At 66.6% G+C, this 16,052-nt stretch carries 13 protein-coding genes and 1 pseudogene; 9 read left to right on the top strand and 5 right to left on the bottom strand.

The genetic code is table 11. From position 1 onward, the window contains the following. Positions 1-8 precede the first annotated feature (8 nt). Positions 9-674 carry a ribose-5-phosphate isomerase RpiA gene (gene rpiA, locus JWQ90_RS24620; protein ID WP_299697704.1) on the top strand — a complete coding sequence of 222 codons (666 nt, stop codon included), beginning with the start codon at positions 9-11 and terminating at the stop codon, positions 672-674. 123 nt (positions 675-797) lie between these two features. Here the strand turns inward: rpiA and JWQ90_RS24615 are convergent, their stop codons facing one another. After that, complete coding sequence (locus JWQ90_RS24615; protein ID WP_299697702.1) at positions 798-2,300, bottom strand: DEAD/DEAH box helicase; 1,503 nt, start codon at positions 2,298-2,300, stop codon at positions 798-800. 289 nt (positions 2,301-2,589) lie between these two features. On the opposite strand from JWQ90_RS24615, the gene JWQ90_RS24610 reads away from it, so the two are divergent. Further along, positions 2,590-3,075, top strand: coding sequence for a DUF4399 domain-containing protein (locus JWQ90_RS24610; RefSeq protein ID WP_366919589.1), 486 nt, complete (start codon positions 2,590-2,592; stop codon positions 3,073-3,075). A 56-nt stretch (positions 3,076-3,131) separates the two neighbouring features. Here JWQ90_RS24610 and JWQ90_RS24605 read toward each other — a convergent pair whose 3' ends face one another. After that, entirely contained in the window at positions 3,132-4,007 is an 876-nt protein-coding gene (locus JWQ90_RS24605; protein WP_299697699.1) for an alpha/beta hydrolase, read from the bottom strand. Positions 4,008-4,228: 221 nt separating this feature from the next. On the opposite strand from JWQ90_RS24605, the gene kynU reads away from it, so the two are divergent. From kynU to JWQ90_RS24585, 4 genes are all read left to right on the top strand, one after another. After that, entirely contained in the window at positions 4,229-5,461 is a 1,233-nt protein-coding gene (kynU, locus tag JWQ90_RS24600; RefSeq protein ID WP_299697697.1) for a kynureninase, read from the top strand. 145 nt (positions 5,462-5,606) lie between these two features. Further along, on the top strand, positions 5,607-6,422 hold the full coding sequence (locus JWQ90_RS24595) for an alpha/beta hydrolase (RefSeq protein WP_299697695.1): 816 nt from the start codon (positions 5,607-5,609) through the stop codon (positions 6,420-6,422). 103 nt (positions 6,423-6,525) lie between these two features. Continuing rightward, a complete protein-coding gene (locus tag JWQ90_RS24590; RefSeq protein ID WP_299697693.1) occupies positions 6,526-6,954 on the top strand; it encodes a hypothetical protein in 429 nt (142 codons plus the stop codon). Between the two features lie 52 nt (positions 6,955-7,006). Then, positions 7,007-7,876 (top strand): DUF2167 domain-containing protein, encoded by an 870-nt coding sequence (locus JWQ90_RS24585; RefSeq protein WP_299697691.1) that lies wholly within the window; start codon positions 7,007-7,009, stop codon positions 7,874-7,876. 173 nt (positions 7,877-8,049) lie between these two features. On the opposite strand, the gene JWQ90_RS24580 is transcribed toward JWQ90_RS24585, so the two are convergent. Continuing rightward, entirely contained in the window at positions 8,050-9,909 is a 1,860-nt protein-coding gene (locus tag JWQ90_RS24580) for an ATP-binding protein (protein WP_299697689.1), read from the bottom strand. After that, positions 9,906-10,982, bottom strand: a complete 1,077-nt coding sequence (locus tag JWQ90_RS24575; RefSeq protein WP_299697687.1) for an ABC transporter substrate binding protein — start codon at positions 10,980-10,982, stop codon at positions 9,906-9,908. The genes JWQ90_RS24580 and JWQ90_RS24575 overlap by 4 nt, the downstream gene beginning before the upstream one ends. A 177-nt stretch (positions 10,983-11,159) precedes the next feature. On the opposite strand from JWQ90_RS24575, the gene JWQ90_RS24570 reads away from it, so the two are divergent. From JWQ90_RS24570 to JWQ90_RS24560, 3 genes are all read left to right on the top strand, one after another. Then, positions 11,160-11,726, top strand: coding sequence for an OmpA family protein (locus tag JWQ90_RS24570; RefSeq protein WP_299697685.1), 567 nt, complete (start codon positions 11,160-11,162; stop codon positions 11,724-11,726). Between the two features lie 27 nt (positions 11,727-11,753). Continuing rightward, positions 11,754-12,143, top strand: coding sequence for a DUF4280 domain-containing protein (locus tag JWQ90_RS24565; RefSeq protein ID WP_299697684.1), 390 nt, complete (start codon positions 11,754-11,756; stop codon positions 12,141-12,143). 157 nt (positions 12,144-12,300) lie between these two features. Then, positions 12,301-15,036 carry a S8 family serine peptidase gene (locus JWQ90_RS24560; protein ID WP_299697682.1) on the top strand — a complete coding sequence of 912 codons (2,736 nt, stop codon included), beginning with the start codon at positions 12,301-12,303 and terminating at the stop codon, positions 15,034-15,036. Between the two features lie 80 nt (positions 15,037-15,116). Here the strand turns inward: JWQ90_RS24560 and JWQ90_RS24555 are convergent. Continuing rightward, positions 15,117-16,013, bottom strand: a pseudogene (locus tag JWQ90_RS24555) (transposase). Positions 16,014-16,052 lie beyond the last annotated feature (39 nt).

Below are 16,052 nucleotides of genomic sequence, written 5' to 3'. Positions count from 1 at the left end.
GAAACCTGATGAGCCAGGATCTGGCCAAGCGCAAGGCCGCCGAAGCGGCGCTCCGTTATGTCGTGCAGGGCGAAATGCTCGGCGTCGGCACCGGCTCCACCGTCAACCATTTCATCGATCTGCTGGCCGAAAACCACTTCGATATCGCCGGCGCGGTCTCGTCTTCTGAGGCCAGCACCGAGCGGCTGAAAAAGCACGGCTTCAGGGTCGTCGATCTGAACAGCTCCGGCCCGCTGTCGGTGTACGTCGACGGCGCCGACGAGGCCAACTACCGGCTCGAGCTGATCAAGGGCGGCGGCGCCGCCTTGACCCGCGAGAAAATCATTGCCGGCGCGTCGAAGGTCTTCGTCTGCATCGCCGACGAATCCAAGCTGGTCGACGTGCTCGGCAAATTCCCGCTGCCGGTCGAGGTGCTGCCAATGGCGCGCAGCTTCGTCGCGCGCGAGCTGGTCAAGCTCGGCGGCGAGCCGGTGCTGCGCGAGAACGTGATCACCGACAACGGCAACCCGATTATCGACGTGCGCGGGCTGACGATCAGCGACGCGCGCGCGCTGGAGACCGCGATCAATACGATCCCGGGCGTGGTGACGGTCGGCCTGTTCGCGCATCGCCCGGCGGATCGGCTGATCCTCGGGTCACCGGAAGGTGTGCGCGAGATGAGTAGGTTGGGGTGAGCATCGCGAACCCCAACATCGGCGCGGACGAATGTTGGGGTTCGCTGCGCTCACCCCAACCTACAAAACCGCACAAAAAAGGCGGCGCAATCTGCGCCGCCTTTTTTGTTGCATCAACGGCGCTTAACGCGGGCCGCGCGGGCTCGAGTTCGGACGGCCGGCACCACCGCCGCGATTCGGCGGCGGGCCGCCGGCGCGGTTGCCATCGGCAGCGCCGCGCGGACGGTTGTCACCGCCGCCGCGACGATGCGAGTTGCCCGGCTCACCGCCACGATTGACGTTGATGCTCGGGCCCGGCTCGGCGCGCTCGGGGCGCGGGCCGCGCGCAGCCGCAGTCTGTCCGTCGCGCTGGGCGCGCGGCTGGCCTTGACCGGCCGCCGGCGCCGAGCGCTGGCCATGACGCTGGCCCTGGCCGCCATGACGGCCGCGCGGCTGCATCGGCGGACGCGGCGCCTCTTCCGGTTCCGGATTCAGGCTCTTGCTGCCGAGCTCGAAGCCTTCGACGATGAAGCCCGGCAGCTCCTTCTTCAGCAGGCGGCGGATAGCCTTCAGATCATCGTGCTCGTCGCTGGACACCAGCGAGATCGCCTCGCCGCTTTCGCCGGCGCGGCCGGTGCGGCCGATGCGATGCACGTAGTCTTCCGGCACGTTCGGCAACTCGAAGTTGACCACGTGCGGCAGCTGCTCGATGTCCAGGCCTCGAGCGGCGATGTCGGTCGCCACCAGCACGCGGACGCCGCCGGTCTTGAAGTCGGCCAGCGCCTTGGTGCGCGCGTTCTGGCTCTTGTTGCCGTGCAGCGCAGCCGCGGTGATGTTCCACTTGTTGAGCTTTTCGACCAGGCGGTTGGCGCCGTGCTTGGTGCGTGCGAACACCAGCGTCTGCTGCCAGTTGCTGCTGCTGATCAGATAGGCCAGCAGCTCGCTCTTGCGCGCCTTGTCGACGAACACGATGCGCTGCTCGATGGTCTCGACCGCCGAGTTGCGCGGCGCGATGTCGATGGTCGTCGGGTTGTGCAGGAAGCCGGTCGCCAGCTTGCGGATGTCGTCGGAGAACGTCGCCGAGAACATCAGGTTCTGGCGCTGTTTCGGCAGCTGCGCGATGACGCGCTTGATGTCATGGATGAAGCCCATGTCGAGCATGCGGTCGGCTTCGTCCAGGATCAGCACTTCGACCGCGGACAGGTCGATGGTGCGCTGGCCGACGTGGTCGAGCAGGCGGCCCGGCGTGGCGACGAGGATGTCGACGCCGTTGCGCAGGATGTCGATCTGCGGGTTGATGCTGACGCCGCCGAAAATCACGGTGGTCTTCAGCCCGATATGGCCGCCATAGGTGCGCACGCTTTCGGCGACCTGGGCCGCGAGTTCGCGCGTCGGCGTCAGCACCAGCGCGAGCGGCTTCTTCGACAGGGTTTTGCCGCCTTCGGCACGACGCTGGCTGAGCTTGTGGAGCAGCGGCAGCGTGAAAGCCGCCGTCTTGCCGGTGCCGGTCTGGGCGGCCGCAAGCAGATCGCCGCCTTTCAAGATGACCGGGATTGCCTGGGCCTGGATCGGCGTCGGCGTGGTGTAACCTTCTTGCGCAACAGCGCGCAGCAGGCCTTCTTCAAGGCCCAGTTCTTCAAACAGCATGTAGGTGTGACTCCTGAACGCGCCTGCGCCACGGCAGTGCGTGGGCGAACCGGTTCAGGCCGCTGAAAATGGGAATCGAGGAACAGCGCCGATAGCGCGTACCGCGAGGTTTGCGGAAAAGTGGGGCCGTAGTGAGACCCGAACTCATGGCGCCAACCGGTGGGCGCCCCCAACAAACGCGGCCAGTATAGACATTAGATGGTCATACCGCCATCTCCGGCTGATGGCAGTATGATTTGACCACCCCCGCTCACCCCCTTCTTTAGGAACTCAAGGAACTCATCCCATGATGAAGAGCCGCACCCTCGCCCTCTCCCTGCTGGTTTTCGCCTCGCTGCCCGCCATTGCCGCCGACAAGGTCGACTACAAGAGCATGGCCAAGCAGCAGGCCGGCAACTACGCCGCCGAAAAGCTCAACCTGCCGACCGCCGCGCCGGCCGGCGCCAAGGTCTACTTCCCGACACTGAAGGACGGCGACACCGTCAGCTCGCCGGTCACCGTGGTGTTCGGCCTGGCCGCGATGGGCATCGCGCCCGCCGGCACCCAGGTCGAGGGCACCGGCCACCATCACCTGCTGATCGACGGCCCGACGATCGACTACACCATGCCGCTGCCGATGACGGATCAGATCAAGCACTTCGGCAAGGGCCAGACCGAAACCACGCTGACGCTCACGCCCGGCAAGCACACGCTGCAGCTGGTATTCGGCGATTGGAAGCACCAGCCGTTCAATCCGAGCATCCAGTCGGACAAGATCACGATCACGGTCAAGTAGCGGCCGACCCGAACAAGCCCCGGGTAAAACCCGGGATGGGCCTCGCCGACGGCAGGTCAAGCCTGCAGGAAATCGATCACCAGCTGCGCGAACGCGGCCGGTTGTTCGATCTGCATGAAATGGCCGGTTTCCATGCGCTGGATATCGAGGCCGGCCGTGAACAGGTGCTCCTGGCGCGAGAACATCTCGGCGCCGATGGCGCCGTCGCGCGCGCCGTAGATCAGCCGCGCCGGCACCGCAACCGGTGCGGTCGCCAGGCGCCATAGCTCGGCGTCGCCGAACAGCTTGCGCAGGCCGCGGTAGTAACTCAGTGCCGCCGTCAGGCGGCCGGGCTCGGCGAACGCAGCCTTCAGCGAGATCCACCATTCCGCATTGCTGAAAGCCAGGCCGGGCGCTGCGGTCGCGACTGCTTTTTCCAGCTGCGCGAAATCGTCCTTCATCAGCCTGCGCTCGGCGATGCCGGCAAATTGGAACGCCAGGATGTAGGACGAGCGCCGGATCTGCGCGAACGTCGGCCTCAGGATGAAGCGCCGCAGATGCGGCACCGATGCGCAGACGATCCTGCTGATCCGATCGGGCCGCAGATTCGCCGCTGCATAAGCCGCCGCCGCACCCCAGTCGTGGCCGACGAGCGCGGCGCGCTCGGCGCCCAGATGGTCGATCAGCGCGATCACGTCCATCGCCAGCGCAGTGATCGTGTAGTCGCCGTCGTCCGGCATGCTGGTCGGCGCGTAGCCGCGCAGGTACGGCGCGACGCCGCGAAAACCGGCGGCGGCGAGATCGCGCAGCAGCGGAACGAAATTCTCGGCCCGATCCGGGAAGCCGTGCAGGCACAGCACCAGCGGCCCCTCACCCAGCGCCAGGCAGACGAAGTCGATGCCGTTGGCGGCGATCGTCAGACGTTCGGGCTCGGCGCTGTAATAGTCGGTCATGCGGTAGATCTCCGGCTGAGGCTCATTGTACTGAGACCAGCCCGGGCTTCACCGGCGCAATCGCGGACAAGGTCCGCTCCTACAGTCGCGGAATCGAGGGTGCGCAGTATTCCTGTAGGAGCGGACCTTGTCCGCGATGCCGACAGCGCGCGTCCGGTTTCGTAGCGGCGGCCTAAACAAGCTGGCATAAGGAGCGGGATTCCAGATCACGGTGAAACCCCATGCTGACCCGCGAACACCTGCTGCAACTCGATCGCCAGGACCCGCTCGCCGCGCTGCGCGATCAGTTCGTGCTGCCGGCGGGCACGATCTATCTCGACGGCAACTCGCTGGGCGCAATGCCGCGCGCCGCCGCGGATCGCGTGCGCCGCACGCTCGATCACGACTGGTCGCAAGCCCTGGTGCGCAGCTGGAACAGCGCCGGCTGGGTCGATCTGCCACAACGCGTCGGCGACAGGATCGGCCGGCTGATCGGCGCGCGCGAGGGCGAGACGCTGGCCTGCGACTCGACCTCGGTGAACCTGTTCAAGCTGTTGTCGCTGGCGGTAAAGCTGCGGCCCGGCCGTAAGCTGATCCTGTCGGACTGCGAAAACTTCCCGACCGATCTGTACATCGCCGAAGGCCTGTCGGCCCTGCTCGGCGGCGGGCTCGAACTGCGCAGCGTGTCGCCCGGCGAGATCGAGGCCGCGATCGACGAGCGTGTCGCCGTCGTCTCGCTGAGCCACGTCAACTATCGCAACGGCGCGCTCTACGACATGGCCGCGATCACGCAGCGTGCCCACAATGCCGGAGCCCTGATGCTGTGGGATCTGGCCCATTCGGCCGGTGCGCTGCCGATCCATCTCGCCGCATGCGATGTCGATCTTGCGGTCGGCTGCGGTTACAAGTATTTCAACGGCGGCCCGGGTGCGCCGGCGTTCCTGTACATCGCGCAGCGGCTGCAGGCCCAGGCGTCGACGCCGCTGAGCGGCTGGTTCGGGCACCAGAGACCTTTCGACTTTGTTCCCGTCTATGCGCCGGCCGCCGGCATTTCGCGAATGCTGGCCGGCACGCCGGCGATCCTGTCGATTGTATCGCTCGATGCCGCGCTCGATGTCTGGACGGGCGTGTCCATGGAACAAGTGCGCGCGAAATCCATCCTTCAGTGCGAGAGCTTCGTCGCGCTGGTGGAGCAATGGATGCCCGGCGTTTTCGAGCTGGTTTCGCCGCGGGAATCGGCAAAACGCGGCAGCCAGGTGTGCCTGCGCCATGCCGAGGCCTGGCCGATCATGCAGGCGCTGATCGCGCGCGGCGTGATCGGCGACGTGCGCGCGCCGGACATCCTGCGCTTCGGCTTCACGCCGCTGTACCTGTCGTACGCCGAGGTCTGGGACGCAGCCAGCACCCTGCGCGAGATCATCGATGCCGACAGCTGGCGGCAGCCGCACTACCAGATCCGCGCGAAAGTCACCTGAGCCTCAGCAGGGGTTGTCTGAAACCAACTGTAGGAGCGGACCTTGTCCGCGATTGCGCCGGTGAGCCCCCCATCGCGGACAAGGTCCGCTCCTACCGTGCTTCATAGCGATCACATTGCTGACATCCTACAAGCTGGAGCCCCGAATGCTGACCTGGACCGAACTCAGTCAACGCCCGCTGCCGCCGGCCGGCGAGCGCATCGCCTACGGCCGCGACGCTTCGCAGTTCGGCGAACTGCGCATGCCTGCCGGCGAAGGCCCCTTTGCGGTGCTGATGCTGATTCACGGCGGCTGCTGGCTCAGCGATTACGACTACCGCTACATGAGCCATCTGGCCACCGCGGTCAGCGCCGAAGGCCATGCGACCTGGACCATCGAATACCGCCGTCTCGGCGACAGCGGCGGCGGCTGGCCGCAGACTTTCCTCGACGTCGGCAGCGCGCTCGACACCTTGCGGGCGCTGGCGCCCCGCTACCGTCTCGACCTGCGGCGCGTCGCTGCCGCGGGGCATTCCGCCGGTGGCCAGCTGGCCTTGTGGCTGGCCGCGCGGCCACGCCTGCCGGAAGACAGCGCGATCCGCGGCCGCGATCCGCTGCCGCTGTGCGGCGCGATCGGCCTCGCCGCGATCACTGACCTCGCGCAGTACCGGATCGGCCCGGCCGGCTCCTGCCACGCCTCGGTCGAGCCGCTGCTCGGCGGCACGCCGCAGACCGTGCCGGATCGCTATACCCAGACCTCGCCGCGGGCGCGGCTGCCGATCGGGGTTCCGCAGTGGCTGGTTCAGGGGCGGCGCGATGCCATCGTTTCCGCGGCGTCGATGTGCGCCTACTCGCGGGCGGCAAGGCAGGCGGGCGATACGGTGAGCGAACGGATGTTCGACGGCGGCCATTTCGATGCGGCGTCGCCGCAGGCTCCGGCCTGGGACGCGATACGCGGCGCAGTGAACGCCGCTTTGCGATGAGCTCGGGACTGCGATGTCTTGACCATGGCGACCCCGCCGGCATCCGGAGCAGCATGGGCACCCATGTCGTGTCCTCATGCCGCTTTCGCCAAAGAGGCTGTCCATGTCTCGCCGCCGTCGCCATCCGCTACTGATTGCCGCCTGTCTGCTGCTGGCACCGATCTCCAGCTCAAGCCAGGCTTACGAACTCAGCCGCGAAGACTACGAAGCCATGGGCATGGAGCTGCCGGCCTGGGATCATATGGGCCGCTTGCCCGAAAACGACAGCCGGGTTTACGAGCTGCAACACATTCGCGAGCAAATCGACGATCGCGAAAACCGCCTGCGCACCTCGGCCTTCATGCTCAAGCTGATGGAAGCCCGGGCCGACGATCCTGCCCGGTATGCGAGCCTGCGCGCCGACTACGCGAGTCAGCAGCAGAGCTACGCGCGCTGGCGCGAATCCGCCGAGCGTCGCCGGCAGGCGATCCTGCAATCGCTCGCTCCGGCCTCAGTGCATAGCGAAAATGTGACGCTTGCCCCGGATCGCTGAGCGCATCCGTTTACGATAGCGGGACCGCCGCAACTCCGCAGGAAAAACGCCGATGCGCATCCTCAGACTGTCTCTGCTGTGCGGGCTCGCGCTGTGCGCGGCTCCTTCTCCGGCCCAGGACAGCGCCGCCTCGGTGATGCAGTCGCTGAAGCCGCAAAGCGGCGACATCGAACTGCCCGGCGGCATCGCCCAACTCAGGCTCAACGACGCGTTCCGCTACCTGAAGCCGGACGACACCCAGAAGCTGCTCGAGCAGGTCTGGGGCAACCCGCCCGGCAGCGGCGCCGATACGCTCGGCATGATCATCCCCGCCGGCGGTGACGCCGCAGCGGACAACGGCTGGGGCGTGATCGTCACCTACAACCAGGACGGCCATGTGTCCGACAAGGACGCCAACCAGATCGACTACGCCGATCTGCTGAAAACCATGCAGAAGGCCGCCGCCGACCAGAACGACGAGCGCGCCAAGCAGGGCTTCCCCACCGTGCAGTTGCTCGGCTGGGCCGAGCCGCCGCATTACGACGCCAGCGCGCACAAGATCTTCTGGGCCAAGGATCTGAGCTTCGGCGATCAGCAGCACCGCACGCTGAACTATTTCGTCCGCGTGCTCGGCCGCGAAGGCGTGCTGGAGCTCAACGCCGTCGCCGGCATCGACCAGCTCGAGCAAGTGCGCCGCGACATGAACAAGGTCATGGGCATGGCCGATTTCAAGCAGGGCAACCGCTACGCGGATTTCAACCAGAGCACCGACAAGCTCGCCGCTTACGGACTCGCGGCGCTGGTCGCCGGCGGCGTTGCGGCGAAGACCGGCCTGCTGGCCAAGGTGCTGGCGATCGCGTTCGCAGCGAAGAAGTTTCTGGTGCTGATTCTGGCAGGCGTTGCCGGCATGTTCGGCAAGTTTTTCAAGCGCAGGAATAATTGATATTCGTCAGCGCTGGAAGATTCGCGGACTCAAGGCTGCGCAGTATTCCTGTAGAAGCGGTTCTTGACCGCGAATCGATCAGAGCCGCACACACCTCGTAGGTCGGCAATCCCTTGCCGACGTGCGAAGCCCGATGTGCAATCGAGGCCTCACGTCGGCAAGGGATTGCCGACCTACGGGTGAACGGGCTTCGCGACAGGCCCCAGCGCCGCGCGCAGCTTCGCCGGCGTGACCGGCTTGGTCAGCACGATCACGCCGTTCTCGCGCGCACGGCGCAGCGTTGCGGCGGCGGTGTCGCCGGATATCAGCAACAGCCGCGTCGACGCACTCGCGCGCCGCGCCGCTTCGATCACGCGCCAGCCGTCATCGATCTCGCGCAGCTGCAGATCGCACAGCAGGTAGTCGAAAGCCGGCTGTGCCTGCAGCAGCGGCAAGGCGCTGTCGACGCAGCCGGCACTGGCCGTGTTCAGACCCCATTGCTCGAGCAGCCCGATCGTGCCTTCGCGGATGCTGCGGTCGTCGTCCACCACCAGCGCGCTGCCCCGCGCCGGCAGCGCTGCCGGCGCGGGCGCCGTCGCGACGATCGCGGGCGCTGCGGCCAGCGGCAGCTCGAAGGCGAAGCTGCTGCCGCGTCCGATAGCCGACGCAACTTCGATCCGCGTACCGAGCAGATGCGCGGCGCGCTGGCAGATCGCCAGGCCCAGACCCAGGCCTTTCCTGCGGTCGCGCTCGGGATTGTCGAGCTGAAAGAATTCTTCGAAGATCCGCTCGTGATACATCGGCGCGATGCCGATGCCGTCGTCGCGTACCTCGATGCGCACGTGATCGTCGCGGCGGCTCGCGGTCACCAGCACCGCGGCGCCCGCCGCGTAACGCAGCGCGTTCTCGACCAGGTTGCACAGGATGCGCTCGCACAGCGCCAGGTCGACATCGACATGCAGCGCGCGGCGCCGGAACACCAGGCGCGTACCGTGCTGGATCGCCAGCATGTCGACACTGGCCTGCACTTCGCCGAACAGCCGGTCTATCGCCACCACCGCGCGCTGTGGCTCGACCACGCCGGCGTCGAGCCGCGAAATTTCCATCAGCGCGGTCAGCAGGCCCGCCATGCCGGCGAGGCCTTCGTCGATGCGCGCCACCAGCGGCTGCTGATCGGCGCTGGCGGTCTCGCGCAGCTTGCCGACGAACAGGCCGACGGCGTGCAGCGGCTGGCGCAGATCGTGGCTCGCCGCGGCCAGAAAACGGGCTTTGGCCGCATTGGCCTTCCCGGCCTGCAGGATCTGCTGCTGCGCCTCGTGCGTCGCCAGGCGCACACGCGTCTCGAGTTCACAGCGATGACGGGCAAGTGCCTCGGCCATGTCATCGATGCCGATCGACAGGCGGCCGAACTCGTCGTCGCGATGCAGGCGGCTGCGCGCCGCCAGATCGCCGCTGCGGATCAGCGCGACGGTTTCGCCGAGCTTGCGCAGCGGCGTGGCGATGCCGCGCGCCAGGCTCCGCGCCGCCGACATCGCGGCCAGCAGCGTACCCAGGCCCAGCAGCAGGCCGGTGAGCGCCGACTGCAGCTCCTGCTGGTAGAGCCGGCCGGAATCGACGCGCACGTGCACGGCGCCGACCTCGTCGGCCGCCGCATCGCGGCGGTCCATCGACACATCGTCGAGCGCACCGGTCGGGCGTATGCGCACCGCGGCCGAGAAGCTGCGCGTCTGCCGCGCCGGCGGGCCGCTGCGGCGGGCGCTGATGTAGACGCCATTGCCGTTGCTGATCGCGACGCTGTCGATGCCGGCCTCAAGCACGGCATTCTGGCTGATGCGCCGCAGCGCTTCGATGTCGCCTGCATACAGGCTCAAATCGCTGTACGAAGACAGGCGCTGCGCGGTGGCCGCGCCGCTCTCGGCGAAGGCTGCTTCCAGCGTGCGGATCTTGTCGATGGTGAAATATGACGTCAGCAGCACCGTCGCCGCGGCGCAAGGCACCAGGCCGAGCAGCATCACGCGCTGCTGCACGTCCATCGCATGGCTCAGCGGCTTCACGGCGTCGCCGTCAGCTTTCGCTGCAGTTGCAGCTCGTCGGGCACGTCCAGCGCCAGCGCATGCGCGACCGAAGAATTGACGCCGACACTGAAGCGTCGCGGCGCCGCGATCGGCGGCGGCCGTTCGCCTTTCTGCAGGCGCGCGACGTAGTCCGCGGCTTCGTCGACGAACTGCGCGCGCGTGGTGTACACGCCGAGCAGCGCGCCGGCGCGCACCATCGCCTCGGTCGAGGCGACCACCGGCTTGCGCGAAGCCGCGGCACTGCGCAGCACGTTCTGCGCGACGCCGGCCGCGAGCGACACCGGGTCGGCGAGCAGCAGCAGCACGTCGCTGATCGGCAGCACCTCGGCCAGCGCCGCCGACAGCTCGGCCGCCGAATCGCTGCGCCGCGCCACCAGCCCGACGCCGAGCCGCTGCGCCTCGGCCTGCACCTCGGCCAGCAGTGGCTCTGCATCCGGCGGATAAACCACGCCGATGCGATGCCGATCCGGCAGCGCCATCACGATCAGCGACAGCTGGCGCCGCGCCGGCTGATTGGTGACGATCGCGTACAACGAGCTGTTTTCGGGCGCGGTGTCCGCCGCGCTGTATGCCTCCTCGACTTCGCTGCGGCTGACCAGCACCGCGACCACCGGCTCGCGCGCCGGCCGCTGTAGCGCGGCGCGCAGAGCCGCCGGCCCGACGGCGACGACAATCGTCAGATCCGCTGGCGCGGCCTGCAGCGCCTGGTGCTCGTCGGCCGTCGATGGTGCCGCCGACATCAGTGCGCCGAGGCTGCGGGTGCGCGGCGGCTGAGCGAAAGCGGTTTCGTCATCGTCATCGGCGGCGGCGGCATGCAGCCGCTGGTAGCCGGCCGCGAAATCCTGCGACACCACCGATACCTGCTTCTGCATGCGTGCCGTACTCAGCCGCACGCCAAGCTCGTCGACGAATTGCTTGCTCGCGGCGACCTCAGCATCGCGCACCAACAGCACACCGGCCTGCGCCGCAAGCAGCGGCACCGAGCACAGCAGCGCGGTGCCCGCTAGCTTGCGCAGGAGTGCCCGGAAACGCCGACGGTGCCGGTATGACATGGTCCGCACAAGCTAAGAGAAGCGATCCTGAGGCGCGATAAGCAAAAGGGCCTATGGGCCGCCGGGGCGGCGGCCTATGTCGTCCTGCATATCGAAAAGCACGCGCTCCGAATCCACACTTTGCATCACAGGAGCCGGCGCGACTGCGGCCGGCACGCATGCACTTGGAGCACGATCATGAAAACCCCCTACGCCGCGCTGCTGCTGATGCTCACCGCCGCCGGCACACTGGCCAGCGCGATGCCGGCCCGGGCCGAGACTGATTTCGGCAAGACGCAGCCGTCGGTAAGCGACATCGTCAACAGCCTCAAGGAAGACGACAGCGTCAGCGGCGTGCGCACGCGCTCGCTGCGCCCGGGCGCAGCGGCGGAAGCCACCAGCGCCGCGGTCGCCGAGCCGGCCGCGGCGCCGTCGATCTCGATGCAGATCCAGTTCGACTACGCGTCCGATCGGATCTCGGCGCAGTCGAAGAAGATCATGAACAACCTCGCCGCTGCGCTGACGTCCAGCGAGCTGCAGAGCCAGACGTTCACGATCGTCGGCCACACCGACGGCCGCGGCGCAGCCGACTACAACATGGCGCTGTCGCAACGCCGCGCTGCATCGGTAAAGGCCTATCTGGTCAGCAACGGCGTCGGCGCCGAGCGGCTGAAGACCATCGGCAAGGGCTTGACCGAACTGGCCAACAAGGACAACCCCGCTGCTGCCGAAAACCGCCGCGTCGAAATCGTCGCCGGTAGCTGAGCCACGGTACCGACAGGAGCCGCCGCCATGCCCAGTCAGGTGGTCAACGGCGCGATGCTGATGTGCAGCTGCGGCGTCGCGCCAAGCGCGCTGACGGTGCTGCCGGTGAATCGCACGCTGTCGTCGAACCAGCCGGCCGCGACGATCATGGACCACGTGCCGATGCTCAACATCATGCCCTTCGGCATGTGCATCACGCCGGCCAATCCACAGGTCGCCGCGGCAACTGCCGCAGCGCTCGGCGTGTTGACGCCGCAGCCCTGCATCCCGGCGACGACGACGCCGTGGGCGCCGGGCTCACCGACGGTGCAGATCGCCAACCTGGTTGCGCTCAACGACACCTCCAAATGCATGTGCATGTGGACCGGCGTGGTATCGGTGAGCGTCCCGGGGCAGGTGACGCATCAGATTCCGTAGCGCAGATGTAGGTCGGCAATCCCTTGCCGACATGCAAGCCCGATGTGCAATCGCTGCCTCATGTCGGCAAGGGATTGCCGACCTACTTTTAGGTGTTAGTGTGCTTCAAGGCTGAAAAGCAACTCCGTTGTTCAATGCTGGGGGAAGGGGGATTTCCATGAATCACGAATTCAACAGAGGCCTGCGCGCGATCACCGCGCCGATCGCACTGGCACTGGGGCTGGCGCTGACAGCGAGCGCTCACGCCCAGGCCACGGACGGCCCGGCCGCGACGATGCAGGCCGGCGCCGCCGCACAGATCGCGGTGCTGCAACAGATCAAGACCTCCAAGACGGCGCAGCAGGACAAGATCGGCTCGCGGCTGTATCTGGCGCTGCTGAAACAACGCGGCGACGCGCGCCTGGCCTCGCTGACCGAGTTCCAGTTTTTAACCACCGGCAAGGACGGCCGTACACCGGTCGACATTCTGCTGAGCCGCAAGGACGGCGCCACGGCGTTGCTGCAGAAGCTGGCCGCACTCGATGCGGAACTGCTGTCGTCCAAGGAGGGCGCGTATCGCGACGGCCTGATCAGCGCGCGCCTGCGGCTGGCCGATCTCGAATCGCTGGCGGCGATGAGCCAGATCAGCCGGATTCGCGAATCCGTCGGTGCCGTCACGCATGCGATCAACGTCTCCGAAGGCGTGCAGACGCACGGCGCAGACGACGCGCTGGCGACCTATGGTGCGACCGGCGCCGGGGTCAAGCTCTGTGCGCTGTCCGACGGTGTCAACTCGCTGGCCACCAGCATCGCGTCGGGCGATCTGCCGGCCGTCGACGTGCTGCCCGGCCAGGCCGGCGATGGCGACGAGGGCACGGCGATGCTCGAGATCCTGCACGACATGGCGCCCTCGGCGACACTCGGCTTCGCCTCGGCGTTCAACGGCGAAGGCCAGTTCGCGCAGAACATCCGCGATCTCGCTACCGACGGCTGCAACGTGATTGTCGACGACGTCATCTACTACGACGAATCGCCGTTTCAGGACGGCCCGGTGGCCCAGGCAGTCAACGATGTCACCGCGGCCGGCGTGTTGTACTTCTCTTCCGCCGGCAATGAAAACAACAAGGCGGACGGCAATTCCGGCACCTGGGAAGGCGACTTTCACGCCAGCGCCGCAGTGAACCCGGCGCCGCTGACCGGGATCGGCCCGCTGCATGATTTCGGCGACGGCGGCGTGTCGATCCCGATTACCGACTCGGGCTCCGCCAGCGTGCTGCTCTGGGCCGAGAGTTACGATCTCAGCGGCGGCGTCGCCTCCACCGACTACGACCTGTATCTGCTGAACAGCAGCATGACCAGCGTCGTCAACGCCAGCACGGATCACCAGAATGGCAGCGGCGGCGACGACATTCCGTATGAGTACATCGGTAGCGGCTCATCCGGCCAGCGCCTGGTGGTCAACCGCGTTGCGGCGGGCACCACGTCCAGTGTGCCGATGTTTAACCTGATCGTATTCCGCGGCCAGCTGACGCAGAGCCTGGCGACCACCGGCGCGACGCGCGGCCACAGCGCCGCGGCGGCTGCCTTCAGTACCGCCGCAACGCCGGCCGGTGCCTCGTGGGACGGCATCACGCCCGACGGCCCCAACCCGGGCCTGTTCACCAGCGTCAACGCGAGCGAAAGCTTCACCTCCGACGGCCCGCGCCGCATCATCCTGAGCCCCACCGGGGTCGAGCTGACGCCGGGCAACCGCACCAGCACTGGCGGCGTGCTGCGGCAGAAGCCGGACATCACCGCGGCCGATGGCGTATCGACATCCGCACCGGGCTTCGATCCGTTTTACGGCACATCGGCCGCGGCGCCTCATGCAGCGGCCATCGCCGGCCTGCTGAAATCCGAATTGCCGGCGCTGGCTCCAGCCGACATCCGCAACCTGCTGATCAGTACCGCCATCGACATCGAGGTGCCCGGCGTGGACGTGTCCACCGGCGCCGGCATCGTGATGCCGGTACCGGCGCTGCAGGCCGGCGGTGCGATACCGCAGCCGTACCTGTCGGCCGGCTCCGCAAAATTCACCCAGGTGAGCGGCGACGGCGATGCGTTCATCGAGCCCAACGAAACCTGGTCGATCAGCGTCGCGCTGACCAACATCGGCGGCGCCACCGCAAAGAACATCAAGGGGACACTGAGCACCGTGACGCCGAAGGCCAAGATCACGACCGCGGTTTCCCCCTACGCCAATCTGAAGGCGACCAAGACCGGCAAAAACACGACGCCCTTCGTGTTCAAGTTACCGCCCAGCTTCCCGTGCGGAGGCACGATCGCCTTCTCACTCAGCGTCAGCTACAACAGTGGCGCGAGCCCGCAGAGCTTCCCCTTCAGCACCGAGACCGGCGGCACTGGCACGGCGAAGAACTTCGTCTATTCCGGCTCACCGGTCGCCATCCCCGACGCCGGCGCAGCGGTCACGGCACCGATCAATGTCAGCGGATTTTCCGGCACGGTTTCGGACGTCAACCTGACCATCGCCGGCAGCAGCTGCAATACCGATATCGGATCGACGACGGTCGGCATCGATCACAGCTTCGTCGGCGATCTGGAGATCAGCCTGATCGCGCCCAACGGCAGCAGCGCGAAGCTGATCGACAACGCGGGCGGCAGCGGCAACAACTTCTGCCAGACGGTGCTGGACGATCAGGGCGGCGGCCCAGGCATCCAATCGATCGTCAGTTCGTCGGCGCCATTTACCGGCAGCTTCACGCCGGCCAATCCGCTGGCGGCACTCAACGGCAGTACCGGCAACGGCACCTGGGCGCTGCAGGCCAAGGACACGGCCGGTGCGGACACCGGCAGCATCCGGGCTTTCAAGATCCGCTTGACCGGACCGAAGGTTTGCAACGTACCGACGCCTTGAGGCTGTACTGACACCGCTTGCGTGAAGCGCAGAAAAGCCGCCGGATTTTCATCCGGCGGCTTTATTGGAGCATTTTCGATTTATAAACTGACATATCCAGAGGAAGCGAAATAGTTTGCGCATTCCTGTGGAGAGAAGGAGTCGAGTAGAGCGCCGATGTGATTCCAGAGGGCATCGACGGTCCGCATCGCAGCTTTGCGGAGCAGGGCTTTGAGTTTGGCAAATAGCTTTTCGATCGGATTCAGATCGGGTGAATATGGCGGCAGATAGCGGACGTGCGCACCGACGGCTTCGATCGCTTCGCGCACCCCTGCCACTTTGTGACTGCTCAGGTTGTCGGCAACCACGATGTCGCGCCCTCCATCGGTCCGTCCAGGACCAAGGGTGCGGTGATCCGATCATGACGCAGACCGGCAATGAAGGTCGTGGTCTTGCGATGTCCGTACGGTGCAAACGCGATACAGCGCTGTCCGCGTGGCGCGCGCCCATAGCGCCGGGTCATATGGGTCACAGCACCGGTTTCATCGAGAAAAACCAGCCGGGAGATCGCCAGATTTGCTTGTTCAGCTTGCCATTGTGCCCGCGCCTGTTGCACGTCGGGCCGCATTTGCTCGCTGGCGTGCAGGAGCTTTTTTAAACGTCAGACCCCACTGATTCAACGGGTGCCAAAGGCCCGGCACCTTCAGCACTTTGCCTTGTGCCGCCAACCGGTCGCACATCTCCTGAAGCGTCAGGTCCGGCTCGGTTTGAAGCCAGCCGCCGATCTCGTCCCGCATTCCCTCAATCACCGACCGGCGATGGCCTCCGAGACGCGCTGACTCGTTCGCGCCCCTTCCATCACCAATCGATCCCGCACGTCATAAACCCACAACCCACTGGCGTCTCACTTCCAGTCGCTGCGCAATCGAACTGATGCTCTCGCCTCGTCCCAGCGCCGCCAAAGCCCGATCTCGCAAGTCTTGTGAGTACGCGCGCACCGCATTCCTCCTCCGAAACTTGAGGATTATCCAACATGC

Source organism: Hydrocarboniphaga sp. (genome assembly GCF_028291725.1).
Lineage (GTDB): Bacteria > Pseudomonadota > Gammaproteobacteria > Nevskiales > Nevskiaceae > Hydrocarboniphaga.
The sequence above is the reverse complement of the archived record's forward strand: the minus strand, read 5'-3'. Positions and strand labels throughout refer to the sequence as shown.

Bases quoted from the DNA above. Each gene is read 5' to 3' on its own strand.
- rpiA (WP_299697704.1), top strand. From the start codon at position 9: ATGAGCCAGGATCTGGCCAAGCGCAAGGCCGCCGAAGCGGCGCTCCGT.
- JWQ90_RS24605 (WP_299697699.1), bottom strand. From the start codon at position 4,007: ATGACCGACTATTACAGCGCCGAGCCCGAACGTCTGACGATCGCCGCC.
- JWQ90_RS24560 (WP_299697682.1), top strand. From the start codon at position 12,301: ATGAATCACGAATTCAACAGAGGCCTGCGCGCGATCACCGCGCCGATC.
- kynU (WP_299697697.1), top strand. From the start codon at position 4,229: ATGCTGACCCGCGAACACCTGCTGCAACTCGATCGCCAGGACCCGCTC.
- JWQ90_RS24565 (WP_299697684.1), top strand. From the start codon at position 11,754: ATGCCCAGTCAGGTGGTCAACGGCGCGATGCTGATGTGCAGCTGCGGC.
- JWQ90_RS24610 (WP_366919589.1), top strand. From the start codon at position 2,590: ATGAAGAGCCGCACCCTCGCCCTCTCCCTGCTGGTTTTCGCCTCGCTG.
- JWQ90_RS24575 (WP_299697687.1), bottom strand. From the start codon at position 10,982: ATGTCATACCGGCACCGTCGGCGTTTCCGGGCACTCCTGCGCAAGCTA.
- JWQ90_RS24595 (WP_299697695.1), top strand. From the start codon at position 5,607: ATGCTGACCTGGACCGAACTCAGTCAACGCCCGCTGCCGCCGGCCGGC.
- JWQ90_RS24590 (WP_299697693.1), top strand. From the start codon at position 6,526: ATGTCTCGCCGCCGTCGCCATCCGCTACTGATTGCCGCCTGTCTGCTG.
- JWQ90_RS24570 (WP_299697685.1), top strand. From the start codon at position 11,160: ATGAAAACCCCCTACGCCGCGCTGCTGCTGATGCTCACCGCCGCCGGC.
- JWQ90_RS24585 (WP_299697691.1), top strand. From the start codon at position 7,007: ATGCGCATCCTCAGACTGTCTCTGCTGTGCGGGCTCGCGCTGTGCGCG.
- JWQ90_RS24615 (WP_299697702.1), bottom strand. From the start codon at position 2,300: ATGCTGTTTGAAGAACTGGGCCTTGAAGAAGGCCTGCTGCGCGCTGTT.